16 protein-coding genes are annotated in these 18661 nt (G+C 61.9%); 5 read left to right on the plus strand and 11 right to left on the minus strand.

Annotated features, from left to right (window positions below; genetic code table 11):
- Window positions 1-27: 27 nt before the first annotated feature.
- The 5 genes from T8A63_RS14425 to T8A63_RS14445 form a co-directional block, all read right to left on the minus strand.
- Window positions 28-1650, minus strand: coding sequence for an ABC transporter ATP-binding protein (locus T8A63_RS14425; RefSeq protein WP_322344201.1), 1623 nt, complete (start codon window positions 1648-1650; stop codon window positions 28-30).
- On the minus strand, window positions 1647-2486 hold the full coding sequence (locus T8A63_RS14430) for an ABC transporter permease (protein ID WP_082849458.1): 840 nt from the start codon (window positions 2484-2486) through the stop codon (window positions 1647-1649). The genes T8A63_RS14425 and T8A63_RS14430 overlap by 4 nt, the downstream gene beginning before the upstream one ends.
- Window positions 2483-3454, minus strand: a complete 972-nt coding sequence (locus T8A63_RS14435) for an ABC transporter permease (RefSeq protein ID WP_322344202.1) — start codon at window positions 3452-3454, stop codon at window positions 2483-2485. The genes T8A63_RS14430 and T8A63_RS14435 overlap by 4 nt, the downstream gene beginning before the upstream one ends.
- A 75-nt stretch (window positions 3455-3529) precedes the next feature.
- A complete protein-coding gene (locus T8A63_RS14440) occupies window positions 3530-5104 on the minus strand; it encodes an ABC transporter substrate-binding protein (protein ID WP_067940841.1) in 1575 nt (524 codons plus the stop codon).
- Window positions 5105-5205: 101 nt separating this feature from the next.
- A complete protein-coding gene (locus T8A63_RS14445; RefSeq protein ID WP_322344203.1) occupies window positions 5206-5865 on the minus strand; it encodes a GntR family transcriptional regulator in 660 nt (219 codons plus the stop codon).
- Window positions 5866-5988: 123 nt separating this feature from the next.
- Between T8A63_RS14445 and T8A63_RS14450 the strand changes: the two genes are divergently transcribed.
- The 5 genes from T8A63_RS14450 (at window position 5989) to T8A63_RS14470 (ending at window position 12328) form a co-directional block, all read left to right on the plus strand.
- The gene (locus tag T8A63_RS14450) at window positions 5989-6933 is read left to right on the plus strand and encodes a histone deacetylase family protein (RefSeq protein WP_322344204.1); all 945 of its coding nucleotides are present in this window, start codon (window positions 5989-5991) and stop codon (window positions 6931-6933) included.
- A 79-nt stretch (window positions 6934-7012) separates the two neighbouring features.
- The gene (locus tag T8A63_RS14455) at window positions 7013-8575 is read left to right on the plus strand and encodes an acetolactate synthase large subunit (RefSeq protein ID WP_322344205.1); all 1563 of its coding nucleotides are present in this window, start codon (window positions 7013-7015) and stop codon (window positions 8573-8575) included.
- A 19-nt stretch (window positions 8576-8594) separates the two neighbouring features.
- The gene (locus T8A63_RS14460; protein WP_322344206.1) at window positions 8595-9884 is read left to right on the plus strand and encodes an ArgE/DapE family deacylase; all 1290 of its coding nucleotides are present in this window, start codon (window positions 8595-8597) and stop codon (window positions 9882-9884) included.
- On the plus strand, window positions 9881-10993 hold the full coding sequence (locus T8A63_RS14465) for a phosphotransferase (RefSeq protein ID WP_067630997.1): 1113 nt from the start codon (window positions 9881-9883) through the stop codon (window positions 10991-10993). Before T8A63_RS14460 ends, T8A63_RS14465 begins: the two co-directional genes overlap by 4 nt.
- Window positions 10994-10996: 3 nt before the next feature.
- Window positions 10997-12328 carry an aspartate aminotransferase family protein gene (locus T8A63_RS14470; RefSeq protein WP_067630954.1) on the plus strand — a complete coding sequence of 444 codons (1332 nt, stop codon included), beginning with the start codon at window positions 10997-10999 and terminating at the stop codon, window positions 12326-12328.
- 12 nt (window positions 12329-12340) lie between these two features.
- Here T8A63_RS14470 and T8A63_RS14475 read toward each other — a convergent pair whose 3' ends face one another.
- The 6 genes from T8A63_RS14475 to T8A63_RS14500 form a co-directional block, all read right to left on the minus strand.
- Window positions 12341-13957 carry an ABC transporter ATP-binding protein gene (locus T8A63_RS14475; protein ID WP_067630958.1) on the minus strand — a complete coding sequence of 539 codons (1617 nt, stop codon included), beginning with the start codon at window positions 13955-13957 and terminating at the stop codon, window positions 12341-12343.
- Window positions 13958-13976: 19 nt separating this feature from the next.
- Window positions 13977-14795 carry an ABC transporter permease gene (locus tag T8A63_RS14480; RefSeq protein WP_201722017.1) on the minus strand — a complete coding sequence of 273 codons (819 nt, stop codon included), beginning with the start codon at window positions 14793-14795 and terminating at the stop codon, window positions 13977-13979.
- A gap of 2 nt (window positions 14796-14797) precedes the next feature.
- Window positions 14798-15754, minus strand: a complete 957-nt coding sequence (locus T8A63_RS14485) for an ABC transporter permease (protein ID WP_322344207.1) — start codon at window positions 15752-15754, stop codon at window positions 14798-14800.
- 82 nt (window positions 15755-15836) lie between these two features.
- Window positions 15837-17408, minus strand: coding sequence for an ABC transporter substrate-binding protein (locus T8A63_RS14490; protein WP_322344208.1), 1572 nt, complete (start codon window positions 17406-17408; stop codon window positions 15837-15839).
- Window positions 17409-17892: 484 nt separating this feature from the next.
- Window positions 17893-18039 carry a hypothetical protein gene (locus tag T8A63_RS14495; protein ID WP_162931808.1) on the minus strand — a complete coding sequence of 49 codons (147 nt, stop codon included), beginning with the start codon at window positions 18037-18039 and terminating at the stop codon, window positions 17893-17895.
- Between the two features lie 260 nt (window positions 18040-18299).
- The gene (locus T8A63_RS14500; RefSeq protein WP_067630970.1) at window positions 18300-18578 is read right to left on the minus strand and encodes a metal-sensitive transcriptional regulator; all 279 of its coding nucleotides are present in this window, start codon (window positions 18576-18578) and stop codon (window positions 18300-18302) included.
- Window positions 18579-18661 lie beyond the last annotated feature (83 nt).

Consider the following 18661-nt stretch of genomic DNA (forward strand, 5'->3'; position numbering starts at 1 on the left):
ATCTAGCATAACGCCTGAAATAGCGCCCTAGTCGGCAGCCGCCAGCGCGCGTTCATAATCCTGCCCCGGAATAGCGTCGAGCAGGCTGCGCGTATAGGCGGTATCGGGATCGTGCAACACTTTGCTGACCGGCCCGGCTTCGACGATCTGGCCCTTTTGCATGACGATGATCCGGTCGCAGATCCGCGCCGCGACCCGCAGGTCGTGGGTGATAAAGAGCATCGACAGGTTCAGCCGGGTCTTCAACTCGGCCAGCAGATCAAGCACCTGCGCCTGAATGGACACGTCGAGCGCCGAGACGGCCTCATCCGCAATGATGATCGACGGCTCCAGCGCCAGCGCACGGGCAATGCCGATCCGCTGCCGCTGCCCGCCTGAAAACTCATGCGGGAAACGCTTCATCGCGCTTTCATCCAGCCCAACCAGTTCGAGCAATTCGCGCGCTTTGGCCTTGGCCTCTTTATCCGGCGTGCCATATGCGATCAGCCCTTCGGTGAGGATGCGCGACACGCGGGCGCGCGGGTTGAGCGACGAAAACGGGTCTTGAAAGATCATCTGCAACTTGCGCCGCTGCGCGCGCAATTCCGCGCCGGACATATGGGCGATGTCGACATCATCCATCAGCACCCGCCCGCCATCTGGGTCCAGCAGACGCACCAGACAACGCCCAACGGTGGATTTGCCCGAACCGGACTCGCCGACGATGCCGATGGTTTCACCTGCGTAGAGCTCAAAGCTCACGTCCTGCACGGCTTTCACCACGCGGCGCTTGCCAAAGAGCGTGCCAGAGCCGGTCGAAAAGGTCTTTTGCAGCCCTTCGACCTTGAGCAGCGGCGCGCGCTCGACCTGCTCGGGCGCGTCGGTTTGGGTCAGCCGGGGAATCGCGTCGATCAGGGCGCGGGTATAGGGGTGCTGGGGTTTCAGCAGCACCTCCTGCGCGGGGCCAGCCTCAACGATCTCACCTTTTTTCATGACGATCACCCGGTCGGCGATATCGGCCACCACGCCAAAATCATGGGTGATGAAAATCACCGCCATGCCGCGCTTGCGCCGCAGGTCTTCTATCAGCTTGAGGATCTGCGCTTGGGTGGTCACATCAAGCGCCGTGGTCGGCTCATCCGCGATGAGGATGTCAGGCTCGAGCGCCAAGGCCATCGCGATCATGACCCTTTGTCGCTGCCCCCCCGACAGCTGGAAAGGATAGGCCCGGATCGCCGCTTGGGGGTCGGGGATGCCGACCTCCTCCAGCAGTTTCAACGCCCGCGCGCGCCGTTCCGAGCTGTTGAGCGCGCCATGCGCCTCGAACACCTCAGCGATCTGCGCGCCGACGCGCATCAGCGGGTTCAGCGCGCTGAGCGGTTCCTGAAAGATCATCGAAATACGGCTGCCGCGCAGCTTCAACATCTCTTTCTCAGACAGGCCGAGGATCGACTGGCCGTCAAAGGTGATGCTGCCCTTGTCGGGTTCAACACCTTGCGGCAGCAGCCCCATCACCGCATTGGCCGACATGGATTTGCCCGACCCGCTTTCGCCAACGATGCAGAGGATCTCCCCCGGTGCGAGGTCAAAGTTGATGTCCTTCGCGGCGTAGAGCCGGTCGGCCCCCACGGGCAAAGCGATAGACAGGTCACGGATGCTAAGCAGGGTCATTCGGATTTCCTCGTCAATCGCGGGTTCAGCGCGTCGTTCAGACCTTCGCCGATCAGGTTCAGCGCCAGCACGGTCAAAAGGATCGCCATGCCCGGCAGGAAGGACAGCCACCATGCGGTGCGGATCACGGTGCGTGCAGCCCCGATCATATAGCCCCAAGACATGATGTTCGGATCGCCCAGCCCCAGAAAGGACAGCGAGCTTTCCAGCAAGATCGCCTGCGCCACCATGAGCGAGGCCAGCACAATAATGGGCGGCAGCGCGTTGGGCAGGATGTGGCGGGTGATGATCTGAAGGTTCCCGAGGCCCGACAGGCTCGCCGCCTCGACAAACTCGCGGGTTCTGAGCGACAGCACCTCGCCGCGCACCAGACGCGCCACGGGGGGCCATGAGACGATGGAGATCGCGATGATGACGAAGGTCAGGCTGGGCTGAAAGATCGCCAAGAGCACGATGGCAAGCGCAAAGCTGGGGATGGTCTGAAAGAATTCGGTAAAGCGCATGAGCGCGTCGTCAATCCGCCCCGCGAAATACCCCGCGGCTGCACCCACCGGCACGCCAATGGCCAGCGCTACGATGGTTGAGACCAGCCCGACCAGCAGGCTCACATAAGCCCCATGTGCCAGCCCCGCCAGCACATTGCGGCCAAGCGCATCTGTGCCCAACATCAGCCCGTCTTGGGTAAACGGCGGCAGGAAGGGACGCTGCACCATTTTCCACGGGCTTTGCGGGAAAAGGATGGGCGCGAGGATGGCAGCGGCCACGACGAAGGTCAGGATGACCAGACCAATGACCGCGCCACGGTTATAGCTGAAACGTTTCCAAAAGCTCATCATGTCGTCAGCCTTATCCGCGGATCAACAATGACATAGATGACATCCGTGATCAGGTTGAACAGCAGCACCATGGCCGCCGAGATGTAAAAGACCCCGAGGATCACGTTGTAATCCCGCTGGTTGATCGCCTCGAACATCAGCCGCCCGATGCCGGGCCATGCGAAAACGGTCTCGGTCAGGATCGCCCCGCCAAAGATCTGCCCCGCTTGAAGCCCCGCAAGCGTAATGACCGGCAAAAGCGCATTGCGCAGGATGTGCCGCCGTTGGATCACGCCGCGGGTCAGCCCTTTGGCACGGGCGGTTTTGACGAAATCGAGCCGCGAGACTTCAAGCATCGAAGCCCGCGTCATGCGCATATAAATCGCGGTAAAGAACAGCCCCAAGGTAGAGGCCGGGAGGACGAGGTGTTTCGCCACATCCAATACATGGGCAAACCCCGTATAGCCCGCCCCGATGGTCGAATACCCAAAGCCCGGCAACCATTCGAGCCAGACCGAAAACACCAGCGTCGCCATCAGCGCCACCCAGAACAGCGGCGTGGCATAGAACAGCAACGCGAAGGTCGAGATGATCGTGTCACCCCACCGCCCCTGCCGGGCGGAGGCCGCGACACCTGCGGTCACGCCCAAGACCAGCGACAGCACAAAGGCCACGCCGGTCAGCAAAAGCGTCGCTGGCAGACGGTCGCCGATCATCTCGGCCACCGGCATCTGCTGGCGGAAGGAATAGCCCAGATCAAGCTGCACCGCGCCTTTGATATAGAGCCACAGCTGCATGTAGAGCGGCTGGTCCAGCCCGAAACGCGCCCGCAGGTCTGCAAGGAATTTCTCATCCGCCGCCCCGGCTTCGCCCGCCATGACCGCCGCAGGGTCACCCGGTGCCGCATGGATCAACAGGAAATTGAAGACAAGGATCGCCAGCAGGATAAACACCGCCTTGACCAACCTGCCCAATATGAAACGTATCACGCTATCCGCCCCGTGTTGTTCTAAGATCCGCCCGAGCCGCCGAAACGGCTCGGGCCTTGAGCGTTGTCGCTTTTTTTACTTGTCGAGCCACACGTCGCGGAAACCGTCGTTTACGCCAAAGGCGGTGTTTACGGGGTTCTTCACGTCGCAGCGGTAAATGGTGGGGAAGCCCAGTTCCAAGAGCCAGATGTTCGGCACGTCCTCGACGATTTTGTCTTGGATTTCCTTATAGGCAGCCTTGCGCTCTTCGGGGCTGGCCATCAGTGCCGCTTCGGCGAACAGCTTGTCCGTCTCGGCGTTTTGATAGTTCGCCACGTTGTTCCAAGGCGAACCGGGGGCAGCATTGTCGCCCATATAGGTCCGCGAAACACCAAGTGCGGGATCACCGTATTGGTAGAGGTAGGTAAAGGCGAGATCATAGTCGCGGTCTGCGACCTTCTGGTTCCAACCCGCCACGTCCGAGGGCACGATCTCGGTCGTCATGCCGATCTCGCTCAGGTTTTGTTTGACCGCCTCGGCCCAGCGCTGCCACGTCTCACCGTAAGGCAGACCCAAGATGCGGATGGTTTCACCGTCATAGCTGCTTTCTTCCAGCAGTGCTTTGGCCTTTTCCGGATCATAGGAGATATCCGGCGTATCGCCGTCATAGAAACGGGTGGAGGACGACAGCGGCCCGGTCGAAACCTTGCCCAGACCATTCCAAAGCGCGTCCTTGGCGAATTGACGGTCGACGCCATGCATGATCGCCTTGCGCACTTTCACATCATCAAGCGGCTTGTTGTCGTTGTTCACCCACATCCAAGACAGCGGGCCGAAGTATTCCCAGCCCTTGTCGGTGATGCAGGTGTTGTCCATCGCCTGAATACGCGCCACGTCGAAATTCTCGACCGAGCCGCCGGGCAGCACGTCGACCTTGCCGGTCTCATAGGCCACCGCACGCGAGGCCGCATCGGGGATCACGTGGTAATAGACTTCGTCGACGTAGGGTTTGCCTTCCATGTAGTAGTCTTCGTTCTTGACCAGATGGATAAAGCTGCCCTTTTCCCATTTGTCGAACTTGAAGGGGCCGGTGCCGATGGGCGTATTGTTCGCCTCATTGTTGGCGAAATCCGTCCCTTCGTAGATATGCTTGGGGATCATCGGCGCGGTGCCGGGCTCGAAGATGCCGATGAAGGGGCCGAAGGGCTGCTTGAGGTTAAAGACAACCGTATATTCATCCGGCGTCTCGATGCTTTCGACATGCTCCATATAGGTGCGCATCCGCGAGTGGCTCTCGCGCAGGAACTTATCCATGGAGAATTCGACATCCGCCGAGGTGAAGGGCTCTCCGTCATGGAACACCACACCTTCGCGCAGCTTGAAGGTATAGGTCTTGCCGTCCTCTGAAATCTCCCAAGATTCAGCCAATTGGCCTTCGGGTTTCAGATCGAAATCATAGCGCAGCAGGCTTTCATAGATATCGCCGCCGACCATCTGTGTCGGGCCGTTCTGCACAAGGCCGATCATCAGGCTGGGCGGTTCGGGCTGGATCACGACGTTCAGCGTGCCGCCGGATTTCGGCTCGCCATCCTGCGCGGCCAGTGGTCCAGCCAGTGCCAGCGCCAGAACGGCTGCGGTTAATTTGGTAGTGTTAAGCATTTCAATCCCCATTGGTTGTGTTGAATCTTGGCCCTTTGAAAGCGTCCGATCTGACGTCGGCTTCTTGCAGTCGGTTGGGACAAGGCCGCGCGGTGCGCAGGACTTGGAAAAACTCATTCACCTATGGTGAACGATTCGATATATCTGATGATCCCCTCCTTTGCGTCATCTATGTCTGCGCGCATCTCCGCGGCAGCCGCCGCAGGATCGCGATTTTCGCAGGCGGCAATGATCGCCTGATGATGTCGGACCAGCCCCAGCTGTTCCCGAGCATAGTACCCTGCAATCAGCGGCCCCATGCGCAGCCACAGCCCACTGAGTATCGCCAGCAGAATGGGCATCTCAGCCGCCTCCACCAATGCGAAGTGGAACTCTTGATTGTACTTCACCGCCTGCGGCCAGCGCCCGGCCACGGCTGCGGCTTCATTCCTCTCCACGATCTTTTTCAGGCGGCGGACCTCCTTTGGGCCCACCATCTCGGCGGCGCGGCCTGCGGCAAAACCCTCCAACTCGCGCCGGATGCTTGCGATCTCAAGATACTGCGCCTCTGTCAGCACCGGCACGCGCACGTCGCGCATGCTGCGCTGGATCAAAGCCTCATCCCGCAAAAGCCGCTGCACTGCGTCGCGTACCGGGGTCGAACTGGTGCCCAACCGCTCAGCCAACCCGCGAATGGTGACCTTTTCATTCGGGCGCAGCTTGCCTTCTACCAAGTCCTGACAGACCCGATCATAGATCGCATCGCCCAATGAAACTTGACTGATCTCGGCCATCGCGCCCTCGTCCTTACCGACCGAACCATGGCCAGTTTTGATGCATGATGCATCATTTCTATTGAGCCTGCAAATTAAAACTGCAATGCTCTGCCGCAACGACATCAGACCACAGGGAATGTGATGAAAGTCTTTTTCGACGAACGCCAGCTTGGCCATGCACCGACCCACTACTTTCGGCGCGGCGCGGCCATGCCGCATCAAGAACAGCCACAACGTGCTGAAATTCTACGCGATATGTTAATCGGCGAAGGGTTTGAGATTACCAAACCCCAAGACCACGGGCTTGCCCCGATCAAGGCCGTGCACAACCCTGACTATGTCGACTTCCTGCCCGACGCCCATGCCCGTTTCGTCGAAAGCGCGGGCCCTGATGCGCTGGCCATCCCAACCATGCACCCCGGCGTGCGGCGCGGGAAAGAGCCCAAGGACATTCACGGTCAATTGGGCTGGTGGATGACCGACACCTCGACCCCGCTGACCGAAGGGTCATGGGACGCGGCCTATTGGTCGGCCCAAACCGCCATCGAGACGGCCCAGACGGTGGCGGCCGGTGCCCGCGCCGCCTATGCGCTTTGCCGTCCGCCCGGCCACCACGCGATGCGCGATTGCTCAAATGGGTTTTGCTTTTTCAACAACGCTTGCATCGCGGCGGAGCATCTGACCCAGACCTACAAGAAAGTCGCGCTGATCGACATCGACGTGCACACCGGCAATGGCTCGCTCGACATCCTCTATGAACGCGGCGACATCTTCTTCTGCTCGCTGCATCCCGATCCGGCCACCTACCCCACCTTCTACCTCGGCCATGCCGATGAGACGGGCGAAGGCGACGGGGCGGGTAAATCGCTGAACCTGCTGCTGGAACAGGGCGCGAGCCAAGAGGAGGTGCTGGCCCTGCTCGACAAAGGCATCGCCGCAATCCGTGATTTCGGAGCCGAGGCGCTGGTTGTCTCGCTGGGCTTCGACATGGCCGCCGACGATCCGCTGGCCGCCGTGAAGGTCTACCCGACGGGTTTGCCGAAATGGCGCGGCGCTTGGCAGCGCTCAACCTTCCCACGGCATTGATTCAAGAGGGCGGCTACCTTGGCCCCTCCCTTGCCGATAACGCAAAATCATTTCTTACGACATTCCGCGAGGCCACAGCATGAGCAAGACACCCAAAGAGATGAACGGCGCTGAAAGCGTTGTCCGCAGCCTGCACGCAGGCGGGGTGGAGGTCTGTTTCGCCAACCCCGGTACCTCCGAGATGCAATTCGTCGACGCGCTGGACCGCACCAAACTGATGCGCTGCGTCTTGGGCCTGTTCGAAGGCGTGGTGACGGGCGCCGCCGATGGCTATGCGCGCATGGCTGGGAAACCGGCAGTGACCCTGCTGCACCTCGCGCCCGGCTTTGCCAACGCTGCCGCCAACCTGCACAACGCCCGCAAGGCACGGGTGCCAATGGTGAACCTTGTGGGCGATCACGCGCTGCGGCACCAGAAATACGATGCCCCCCTCTCGGCAGATGTCGAAGGCGCATGCGCGCCGTTTAGCGATTGGGTGCGTTCGGGCCGAGATGCGGGCAGCTTTGCGGCGGATGCGATGACCGCGCTCGCCGTGGCGCAGAGCAAGCCCGGCAAGGTCGCCACACTGATCGCCCCTGCGGACATCGGTTGGGATGCGGGCGGCAAAATGGCCGATGCCATGGCCCCCGCCGCCCCTGCCCCTTTGGATGAACGCGCTCTTAACGCGGCAATCAAAGCCTTGGAGAGCGGTGAGAAAACCGTGCTGCTGGTCGGCAGCGCGGTGCTGGAAAGCCAAGAAGCGATGGCCCTGCTGCACGGCATCGCAGAAAAGACCGGGGCCGACATCCTCGCGCCCACCTCGAACCGCCGGATGGAGCGTGGGCAGGGCCGCTTTGCGATCAACAAAGTCCCCTACCCGATCAACGCGGCCCTTGAATGCCTTGCCCCCTACAGCCGCGCGATCCTGATTGAGACGCCACCTCCCGTGGCCTTCTTTGCCTATCCCGGCAAACCGAGCCTGCTGCTGCCGGTCGATTGTCATACCGTCACATTGGCCGCCGTCGATGCGGACGGCTCCACGGCTTTGGCCGCACTCGCAGACCGCATCGGCGCGAAACCCGCCACCCCGCGCGACCACGAACGACCCGCCGCACCGCAGGCAGGCGGCATCACCCTGCAAAACCTCGGCGCGGCCTTGGCGAACGCATTGCCCGAAGATGCGATTGTGGTGGATGAAGCCGTCTCCTCCGGCGGAGCCACCTTCCCCGCGGGCGACAGTGCGGCGCCGAACACGTGGCTGGCCCTGACCGGCGGATCCATCGGCATCGGTATCCCGCTTTCTGCCGGAGCGGCCATCGCCTGCCCCGACCGTCCGGTCATCACGCTGCAGGCAGATGGCTCGGCCATGTACACCATCCAAGGACTCTGGACCCAAGCGCGCGAGAACTCCAACGTCACCACGATCATCCTCGCCAACCAGTCCTATGAGATCCTCAAGGGCGAATTGCACAACGTCGGCGCGCAGCCCGGCCCCGACGCGCTGAGCATGCTGAACCTCGACCGTCCGCAACTGGATTTCGTCGCCATGGCCAAGGGCATGGGCGTGCCGGGCAAACGGGTCGAAGACATCGCCGACTTGATGCGCACCATCGAAGAGGCCGCAAAAGAGCCCGGCCCCTTCCTCATCGAAGCGATGCTGTAACCCACCGAAAGGACACGACATGACCCTCGATCCTGATCTGAAATCCCGCATCCTTCAGGCTGTCGAAGATGGCTTCGCTGAGCAAGTGAGCTTTTCCCAACAACTCGTGCAGACCCCTTCGCTGCGCGGCCATGAACATGCGATCCAAGACCTGCTGTTTCGCAACCTGCAAAGCCGTGGCTACGCGATGGACCGTTTCAAGATGGACCGCGCCGCGATTGAAGCGCACCCCGGCGGCTCGAGATACTCAGACGATCACTCTGACGCGCCCATCGTCGTGGGTATCCACCGCCCGCGCGATGAGGCGGGCCGCTCGCTGATCCTGCAATCGCATCTCGACGTGGTGCCCGAAGGGCTGCACGACATGTGGGATGATCCGCCCTTTTCGGCCAAGATCGACGGCGACTGGATGTATGGCCGGGGCGCGGGCGATATGAAGGCGGGTGCTGCGGCGAATATCTTTGCCCTAGACGCGCTGCGCCGCATTGGGCTGCAACCAGCGGCGACCGTCTATGTGCAGTCCGTGGTCGAGGAGGAATCCACCGGCAACGGCGCGTTGCAGACCTTCCTGCAAGGCTACACCGCCGATGCGGTTTTCATTCCCGAACCCGAAGAAGAAATGTTGGTGCGCGCCAATACCGGCGTCATCTGGTTTCAGGTGCAGGTGCGCGGCGTGCCCGTCCATGTGCGCGAAATGGGCGAAGGGGCCAATGCCATCGACGCGGCCACCCGCGTGATGACCGCCCTGCGCGAGATGGAGGAGGACTGGAACGCCGAGAAAGGCGACCACCCGCATTTCGAAGACGAAGCGCATCCCATTAACCTCAACATCGGCAAGATCGAAGGCGGTGATTGGGCGTCATCGGTGCCGTCATGGTGCAACATCGATTGCCGCGTTTCCATCTATCCGGGCCGCAACGCCGAAGACGCCGCGCGGGAGATCACCGAGCGGGTCAAAGCCTTTGCCCAGACCGACAGCTTCCTGTCCAACAACCCGCCCAAGGTGGTCTTTAACGGTTTCCACGCCGAAGGCTATGTGCTGGAGCCCGGCAGCGATGCCGAAGCGGTGCTGGAACGCGCCCACGAATACGCCATCGGCGCGCCGCTGCAGTCCTTTATGACAGCAGGCTATCTCGATACGCGGGTCTATGCGCTGTATAACAAGATCCCGGCGCTCTGTTACGGGCCGAAGTCTCGCAACATCCACGGGATCAACGAATCCGTCAGCCTGAGTTCGGTCAAAAAGATCACTCAAGCCATGGCGCTGTTTATCGCCGAATGGTGCGGGACCGAGGGCATCACCCCATGACCGAGGTCGGGATCACGCCTCAGGGCGGCTTGCCCCCCTTTCTCAGCGGTGTGCTGGCCGAAGAGAGCGGCAACAAGACCGATCTTCTAGCGCAAGATCCGCCCGCCTTTGACGCGGCACGCGCGGCAGAGGTTGCCTTGCAGCGCTATGGTATCTCGGGTGAGATCGAACCGCTTGCCGCTGAGAAAGACGCGAACTTCCTGATTACCCTCACTACGGGCGAAAAGGCGCTACTAAAGATCACCAACGCCGCCGAAGACCGCGCGGTGACCGACATGCAGACTGCCGCGCTCATGCATCTGGCCACCGCTGATCCCGAACTGCCCGTGCAACGCATCTGCGCCAGCCTCAATGGCAAGGCGGCCGAGGTTGCCACAGCGGCTGACGGTCAGCCCCATGTCGTCCGCCTGATGTCTTTCCTCGGCGGCACCGTCCTCAGCAATGCCACGCCGCGCCCCGGCCTGCACCGCGCCTTGGGCGATTTTCACGCGCGGGTCGCCCTTGGGCTGCGCGGTTTTTTCCATCCGGCGGGGGGGCATTTTCTGCAGTGGGACATCAAACAGGCAGGCCATCTGCGCCCGCTGCTGGCGGATGTGCAAGACGCCGAGCTGTGCGCCCAACTGGGGCGCACCCTCGATCACTTTGATGCAGAAGTCGCGCCCCAGCTTCCACATCTGCGGGCACAGGTCGTTCATAACGACTTCAATCCGCACAATATTCTGGTCGACGCGCCAGAGGCCCAGCACCCCGTCGGACTGATCGACTTCGGCGATATGGTGCATACGCCGCTGGCCTGCGATCTGGCGGTGGCCTGCTCCTATCAACTCGGCCAAGGCGCGGACCCGCTGCAAGATGTTTGCGAGATGGTCACGGGCTTTGCCAAACGCCTGCCGCTGGAGGCTGAGGAAATCGCGCTTTTGCCCAGTCTGATCCGGCTGCGCCATGCCACCACCTTGGCGATCGGCGCTTCCCGCGCCCGGCGCTATCCCGACAACGCCCCCTATATCCTGCGCAACGCCGCCGCCTCGCAACGCGGGTTGGCCGCACTCGACCATGTGGGCGACGCCGCCGCGATCAAAGCCCTGCACCGTGCTGCGGGAACGGAGTGACCGATGACCATGATCAACGCCTATGACAGCGCCCAAGCCGACGCCCTCAGCCCGGACGACCGCGCCCTGATCGACCGCCGCGCCAAGGCGCTCGGCCCCGCCTACCGGCTGTTCTACGACCAGCCGCTGCATATCACGCGCAGTGAGGGTGTCTGGCTCTGGGATAAGGACGGACGCAAATACCTCGACGCCTATAACAACGTCGCCTCGGTCGGCCATTGCCACCCCCGCGTGGTCGAGGCGATCACCCAGCAGTTGGGCGTGTTGAACACCCACACCCGCTATCTGCATGAAAACGTGGTGACTTACGCGGAACGGCTGCTGGCCACCATGCCCGGCGCACTCGGTCATGTCATGTTCACCTGCACCGGGTCCGAGGCGAATGACATCGCCCTGCGCATCGCCCGTAGCTATACCCGGCGCGAGGGCGTCATCGTCACCCGCCTTGCCTATCACGGGCTGACCGAAGCGGTGGCGGAACTGTCCCCATCCTTGGGCGATTTCATCCCGCGCAGCCCGCGCATCCGGCTGATCGACGCGCCCGACACGCTGCGCATTCCAGCCGCGGAGCAGGGCGCGAAACTCGCCGCCGATCTGGCCCAAGCGATTGCCGAGATGCGCGCCGATGGGATCGAGCCTGCGGCTTTCATCGTCGATACGATCTTTTCCAGCGACGGGCTGCACCCCGATCTGGCAGGGTTCCTGCAACCGGCGGTCGATCTGATCCGCGCCGAGGGGGGGCTCTTCATCGCTGACGAAGTGCAGCCCGGCTTTGCCCGCACCGGCGACGCCTTCTGGGGGTTCCAGCGCCACGGGCTGGTGCCTGACATGGTCACGATGGGCAAGCCGATGGGCAATGGCTTCCCCCTTTCCGGCACCGCGATGCGGCCAGAGTTGGTGCAAGAATTCGGAGAAAAAGCGCGGTATTTCAACACCTTTGGTGGCAACCCGGTGGCCGCGGCTGCGGGTATGGCGGTGCTTGACGTGATCGCGGATGAAGGGTTGCAGAACAATGCTGCCACGGTCGGCGGGGCCCTCAAGAACGGCTTGCAAGACATCGCGGCGCGTTACCCCGAGATCGGCCATGTGCGCGGCGCGGGGCTGTTTCTGGCCGTTGAATGCGTCACTTCGCGCGCAACCAATGCCCCCGACGCCGCCCGCGCCAAATTCGTGGTGAACCACATGCGCCAGAATGGCGTCTTGATCAGCGCCACCGGGCCGGGGGCCAATGTGCTGAAGATCCGCCCGCCCCTTGTGTTGCAGCAGCCCGAAGCCGCTCTGTTTCTCGACGTGGCAGAGGCCGCCTTTGCCGCGGCGCGCGCCGCGGGTATATAAACCGCCAGCGCCCTACTCCGCCTCGCGCAAGGACCGCTCCCGCGCGCGGGCCTCGGTCAGCCATTCCGGATCCATCTGCGGCACCGAGGTCAGCAACCGTTTGGTATAGGCCTGCTTTGGCGCGCCGAAGATCTCATCGCGCCCGCCCTGTTCGACGATCTGGCCGTTCTTCAGTACGATCACCTTATGGGCAATCGCCTCAACCGTGGCCAAGTCATGGGTGATGAACATGAAGGTCAGGTCCAGCTCGGTCTGCAAACGCACCAGCAGCCGCAAGATCCCCTCGGCCACCAGTTGATCGAGCGCACTGGTCACCTCGTCGCAGATGATGAACTCCGGCTCGGCGGCCAGCGCGCGGGCGATGCCAACGCGCTGCTTCTGACCGCCGGAAAGCTCGCTGGGTTTGCGGTCAAGGAAGGCGCGGTCAAGATCGACCAAATCCATCAGTTCCTCCACCCGCGCCCGAAGCACCCGGCCCTTGCGGCCCGTGAACTTGCGCACCGGGCGGGACAAAATCTCGCGGATATTGTGGCGCGGGTTCAACGAGGTATCCGCCGATTGATAGATCATCTGGATATTGCGCAGCGTCTCGGCCCCGCGTTTGGCCAATCGCGGTTCCAGCGGCGCGTCGTTCCAGAAAAACTGCCCCGAGGCGGGGGGCAGCAGCCCCGCGATCACCCGCGCGAGAGTGGATTTCCCCGACCCGCTTTCCCCCACCACCGCCGTGGTCTGGCCGCGCGGAAAGGTGAAGTTGAGATTATCCAGCACGGTCATCGGCCCATAGGCCGCCGAAACCCCCTCGCAGCGGATCAGCGCCGGAGCCTCCCCCGCCTCAGCGTCGGGGCGGCGAAACGACCGCACGGCCCAGAGCGAGCGGGTGTATTCCTCCTGCGGAGCGTCCAGCATGGTCTTGGTCGGTGCGGTCTCGATCGCCTCACCATCCTTCATCACGCAGATGCGGTCGGCCATCTGGCTGACCACCGCCAAATCATGCGTGATGTAGATCGCCGCCGTGTCATATTGCTCTACAATGTCGCGAATGGCGCCTAGCACTTCGATCTGGGTGGTGACGTCTAAGGCGGTCGTTGGCTCGTCAAAGATGATCAGGTCGGGGCGACAGGCCATGGCCATGGCCGTCATCGCCCGCTGCAACTGGCCGCCCGACACTTGGTGCGGATAGCGAAAGCCGATCTCTTCGGGGTTGGGCAGTTGCATCTGGCGGTAGAGGGCCACGGCGTCCTGCTTTGCCGCCGCGCGGCCCGAGACACCGTGCAGGCGCGGCGCTTCGGTATATTGGTCGATCAGCGTCTTGGCGGGGTTAAAGCTTGCCGCGGCGGACTGGGCGACATAGGCGATCCGCTTGCCGTGCAGACGGCGCAAGTGCCCGCCCGCCATGCCGATCAATTCGGTCCCGTCGAATTCGACGCTGCCCCCGGCGAAACGGACCCCGTCGCGGACATAGCCCATCGCCGCCAACCCGGCCGAGCTTTTGCCCGCCCCGCTTTCACCGACAAGGCCCAGCACCTCCCCTCGGTCGAGTTCCAGATCAAGCCCTTTGATAATCACACTGGGCCGCGCGCGGCTGCCTGCCTCAAGCCGGAGACCGCGAATGTTCAGAAGATTTCCCATATGCTTGGCCCCTGCTCGGTTAACTTTTCAGACCGCTGGCGCGGTGCAGCATCCAATCGACGATCAGGTTGATCGCAACGGTCAGCAAGGCGATGGCCGCCGCCGGGATCAGCGGGGTGATATCCCCAAAGCTGATCAAGGTGGCGTTTTCCTTTACCATCGATCCCCAGTCCGCCGTGGGTGGCTGAATCCCGATGCCGAGAAAGGACAGCGCCGCGATAAAGAGGAACACGAAACAAAAGCGCACCCCAAACTCGGCGATCAAGGTCGACCAGATGTTGGGCAAAATTTCGCGGCGCAGCAGCCATGGTGTGCGCTCTCCGCGCAGCCTTGCGGCTTCGACGAAATCAAGGCCGACCACATTCATCGCCGCAGCCCGCGACAGCCGGTAGACCGGCGCCACATAGATCACCGCGATCACCCCGACCATATTCGGGATCGACGGGCCGACGATGGCCAAGAGCATCAGCGCCAAGATCAACGGCGGCACGGCCATCAGCACATCGACCAAGCGCGACAGGACTTCGTCCAGCCAGCCGCCTTTGAGCGCGGCCAGCATCCCCAGCGTTGACCCGACCGAAAAGGAAATAGCCGTCGTCAGCAGCGCCAGCCCGACCGTATTGCGCGCCCCAAAGATCATGCGCGACAGCATATCGCGGCCCAGATTGTCGGTGCCCAGCGGATGCGCCGCACTCCATGGCAAATAGGCATCGCCCACCACCTGCGTCTCGCCATAGGGCGCGACGATAGGCGCGAATACCCCCGTAAAGGCGACGATTGCCAGCACCACCATCCCAAAGATCGCCGAGGGGGGCGCGGATTTCAGCAAAGATTTCATCGTTATCTCCCGTGCCGCAGACGCGGGTTCGACATAATCGAGATGATGTCGGCCAAGACGTTGAGCGTGATATAAACAGCGGCAAAGAACAGCCCCACCGCCTGCACCACCGGGAAATCCCGGCTGGAGACCGCATCGACCAACAACTGCCCAAGACCGGGGTAGGAAAAGACGACCTCTACCACCACCACGCCGACCACCAGATAGGCAAGGTTCAGTGCCACGACGTTGACGATCGGCGCCAATGCATTGGGCAGCGCGTGCTGCACGATGATGCGCCAGCGCGGCACACCTTTAAGGCGCGCCATCTCAATATAGGGCGAGGCGAGCACGTTGATGATGGCCGCCCGCGTCATCCGCATCATATGCGCCACGACCACCAGAATAAGCGTCAGCGCGGGCAGAAAGCTGCGGTAAAGCGCGTCCCAGAGCCCCGTGGCGCTGTCGATCCGTGCCAGCGTCGGGAAGACACCCGCCTTGATCGACAGGAATAGGATCAGGACATAGCCCACGAAAAACTCGGGCATAGAGATCGCCGAAAGCGCGGTCAGGTTGACGCCACGGTCAAACAGCGTGTTGCGCCACAGGGCGGCCAGAAGCCCAAGGATCACCGCCAGCGGAGCGGCGATGGCGGCGGCATAGGTGGCCAGAAACATGGTATTGGCAAGCCGCGGCCCCAAAAGCTCGGACACCTCGCGCCCTGAGGCCAGCGAGGTGCCAAAATCACCGCGCAGCACACCACCAAGCCAATCGAAATAACGAAGATGCGCGGGCTGATCGAGGCCAAGCTCGGCGCGAAAGGCGGCGAGGGTCGACTCGGTCGCCGATTGGCCAAGAATCTGCTGCGCCAAATCACCGGGTAAGAGTTCGATGCCAACGAACATCAGGGCGGATACGACAAAGAGGGTCAGAATGCCGAGGGACACTCGGCCGATAACAAGCTTCTGAAGCCGGGACATTTTAAGGTTTTCTCCGGCCCGGTTCGGGCCATTGGTGCGGGAAACGGACGGCCCCTTGGGGCCGCCCGGATGAGGCTGTGGCTTAAGACATCCACCAGCGTTCGATGAAGCGCTGGCTGTCGAGATCCCACATCTCGGACACTTCCTCAGGCATCTGAACGCTTTCGCTCATGGCCGAGACATATTGTCCAAAGGCGGGGATCAGCGCGCCGCCCTGCTCTTTCACGATCTTTTGCATCTCGCCGTACATCTCGGCGCGGCGGGTCTGGTCCAGCTCAGGCCGCGCTTGCAACAGCAACTCATTAAAGCGCTCGTTGTCCCATTTGGTCTCGTTCCACTCCGCATCGGCGGCATAGCCGGTCGAGAACATCAGGTCAGGCGTCGGACGCCCACCCCAATAGGAGCAGCAGAAGGGCTTTTGCAGCCAGACGTTCGACCAATAGCCGTCATCCGGCTCACGCTTCACCTCGATGTTCAGCCCCGCAGGCCGCGCGTTTTCGGCAAAGAGAACCGAGGCATCCACCGCCCCGTTAAAGGCAGCATCCGAGGTGGACAGCGTCACATCAAGGCTTTCAAGCCCCGCCTGTTTCAGGTGGTACTTCGCCCGCTCCGGGTCATAGGTGATCTGCTCAAGGTCGTCGTTGTAATAGGGCATCGAGCGCGAGATCGGTTGGTCGTTGCCCACGGTACCATAGCCGCGCAGAACCTTTTCGATCATGTCTTCGCGGTTGATGCCGTATTTCAACGCCATCCGCACGTTCACGTCATCAAACGGGGCCGTGTTGGTCTGCATCGGCATGATGTAATGCAACGTGCCGTCTTGGGTGTGGATCTTCACGTTGGGCGCGCGGCCCAGAAGGTTGATCGTCTTGAGGTCGGGACGGTCAATCAGGTCAACCTCGCCGGTCATCAGCGCGTTCATCCGGGCCGCCGGATCGCCGACTTTCAGGATCACAACCTTGTCGAAATGCGCGCGGCCCTCTTTCCAGTAGTCATCGCGGCGCGTCAGTTCGACCCGTACGCCCGGCTCGAAAACATCGATTACATAGCCGCCGGTGCCGATGCGGCTGTTGGGGTCGATCGTGCCATCGCCGGTATCTTGGCGAATGCCGAGGTGGTAGTCATTGAAGATAAACGGGAAATCCGCGTTCCCTGCGGCCAGTTCAAAGATCACGACCTTGTCGCCATCGGCGCGGATGTCGGTGATCTGCTCTAGCAGCGGTTTGATACCAGATTTGGACTCTGGCCCCATGTGGTGACGGATCGAGGCGATCACGTCATTCGCCGTCGCCGTTTTGCCGTCCGAGAATTGCGCGTTGTCGCGCAGGCGGAAGGTCCATGTGGCCGCGTCGCTGCTGGCCTCAAAGCTCTCAGCCAAGTCGGGCTGCGCGGTGCCGTCGGGGGCAATTTCCGTCAGAGTGTTGAAGACCGCATAGCCGCTGGCGAACATGAAGTCGTTGTTGAAGGTTGCAGGATCAAGGCTGTCGGAGGTCGACCCTTGGGTAAAGCCAACCCGCAGAGTGCCACCCTTTTTGGGCTGGGCCTGTGCCCGTGCGCCCTGTGGCAGGATCAGCCCTGCCCCCACCGCAGCCGCGCTCCCGGCTAGAAAACCGCGACGGCTCGGTCCGTTTTGACGTTTTATGAAATTGGTCATTGTATCCCCCTATGTTTGTTTTCTTGGTCAAACGCTCTGACAAAGCGCTCGGCGTAATGGTCGGTTACGCGGCGTTTGCCGCCGCCTCTCGCAGAGGCATGGGCCAGTCGCCCCGCCTGCTATCGCGGTCGAAACACCGCCATCGCTGAACGACAGCGCGTCTCTGCCTGCAATGCGATCAGCCGCGGCAGTTTGCCCGCCGCAACGATCTTGGTCATAGGCATAGCCGGTTCCACCGCCGGGGTATAGATGCCCGGCGCGCGTGTTGCGAAGTTACGCTACGGCTAGAGAGTTTTTTCGGGGAGAACAAAGTGTTGTGGTCGGGCCGAGAATGCGCCGAGCGCATCGACCTTTGCCGCGAGCGCCGCAAGACCGAGGGGCTGATCCCGCCCCGTCCGCGGCACCGCTTAGGGTATTTTTCGCCCGACAATAATAACTGGGCGATACGAGAAAGCAGCGCGGGAATTTCGCACTGCTTTCGCGTTCACTTCTCTTTCTTCACCGCCTTTTGCGGGTTCTTTGGATCGAACTCCTCAGGACGGTGCGCCGCGCCTTCGTGGTCATCCTGCGCATTGTGGCGCTCCCGGTGGGGTGGGCGTTTCTCTTTGGCATGATCTGGCTCGTTTGGCATGACGTTCTCCTTTCGGGCTGTTTGTGCGGCAGCGATCCGCAGTCGGGAATTCATTAGCGCGGACGCCGACCATCTATTGCGTCCCTAAAAAGCGGAGCGTTCGAAAAATTTACGGCTACAAAGAACTAATATTCGCCTCGGAGGTATGGTTGCACCACGAAGTTGCGATGAGAGGAAACCTGCGCATTACGCTTGTGACCAAGCCGCCGGTTTCACCTCTTGGGTCCAAGGCCAAAACCGCCCACCTCAAAAACGAGCCCCTAGTCGCGTGCCTTTTCCAGCAAGGCGACCAATTCACGGAACTTCTGGCGCTGCTCTTCGCGGTCGCCCGATAGGATCGCCTCTTCCATACAGTGGTTGGCGTGATCCTCGATCACCAATCGCTCGACCGCGCGCAGGGCCGAGCGGACGGCGGCGGTTTGCACCAGCACGTCCACGCAATACCGCCCCTCGTCGACCATCCGTGTGACGCCGCGCAACTGCCCTTCCAGCCGCGCCAGTCGCTTGAGGATCGCTGCCTTGTTCTGCTTTGCTTCCACGTTTGATGCCTCCACCTAACGGAACTAAGACGACCGTGGCCAGTTAACATACCATAGGGGGGTATCTAGGGCCGCCTCATTCG

This window comes from Sulfitobacter sp. OXR-159 (genome assembly GCF_034377145.1).
GTDB lineage: Bacteria > Pseudomonadota > Alphaproteobacteria > Rhodobacterales > Rhodobacteraceae > Sulfitobacter.

What these genes read in the sequence shown, in the direction of transcription:
- T8A63_RS14425 (WP_322344201.1), bottom strand. Translation starts at nt 1,650, where the DNA reads ATGACCCTGCTTAGCATCCGTGACCTGTCTATCGCTTTGCCCGTGGGG.
- T8A63_RS14430 (WP_082849458.1), bottom strand. Translation starts at nt 2,486, where the DNA reads ATGATGAGCTTTTGGAAACGTTTCAGCTATAACCGTGGCGCGGTCATT.
- T8A63_RS14440 (WP_067940841.1), bottom strand. Translation starts at nt 5,104, where the DNA reads ATGGGGATTGAAATGCTTAACACTACCAAATTAACCGCAGCCGTTCTG.
- T8A63_RS14445 (WP_322344203.1), bottom strand. Translation starts at nt 5,865, where the DNA reads ATGGCCGAGATCAGTCAAGTTTCATTGGGCGATGCGATCTATGATCGG.
- T8A63_RS14450 (WP_322344204.1), top strand. Translation starts at nt 5,989, where the DNA reads ATGAAAGTCTTTTTCGACGAACGCCAGCTTGGCCATGCACCGACCCAC.
- T8A63_RS14455 (WP_322344205.1), top strand. Translation starts at nt 7,013, where the DNA reads ATGAGCAAGACACCCAAAGAGATGAACGGCGCTGAAAGCGTTGTCCGC.
- T8A63_RS14460 (WP_322344206.1), top strand. Translation starts at nt 8,595, where the DNA reads ATGACCCTCGATCCTGATCTGAAATCCCGCATCCTTCAGGCTGTCGAA.
- T8A63_RS14465 (WP_067630997.1), top strand. Translation starts at nt 9,881, where the DNA reads ATGACCGAGGTCGGGATCACGCCTCAGGGCGGCTTGCCCCCCTTTCTC.
- T8A63_RS14470 (WP_067630954.1), top strand. Translation starts at nt 10,997, where the DNA reads ATGACCATGATCAACGCCTATGACAGCGCCCAAGCCGACGCCCTCAGC.
- T8A63_RS14475 (WP_067630958.1), bottom strand. Translation starts at nt 13,957, where the DNA reads ATGGGAAATCTTCTGAACATTCGCGGTCTCCGGCTTGAGGCAGGCAGC.
- T8A63_RS14480 (WP_201722017.1), bottom strand. Translation starts at nt 14,795, where the DNA reads ATGAAATCTTTGCTGAAATCCGCGCCCCCCTCGGCGATCTTTGGGATG.
- T8A63_RS14485 (WP_322344207.1), bottom strand. Translation starts at nt 15,754, where the DNA reads ATGTCCCGGCTTCAGAAGCTTGTTATCGGCCGAGTGTCCCTCGGCATT.
- T8A63_RS14490 (WP_322344208.1), bottom strand. Translation starts at nt 17,408, where the DNA reads ATGACCAATTTCATAAAACGTCAAAACGGACCGAGCCGTCGCGGTTTT.
- T8A63_RS14495 (WP_162931808.1), bottom strand. Translation starts at nt 18,039, where the DNA reads ATGCCAAACGAGCCAGATCATGCCAAAGAGAAACGCCCACCCCACCGG.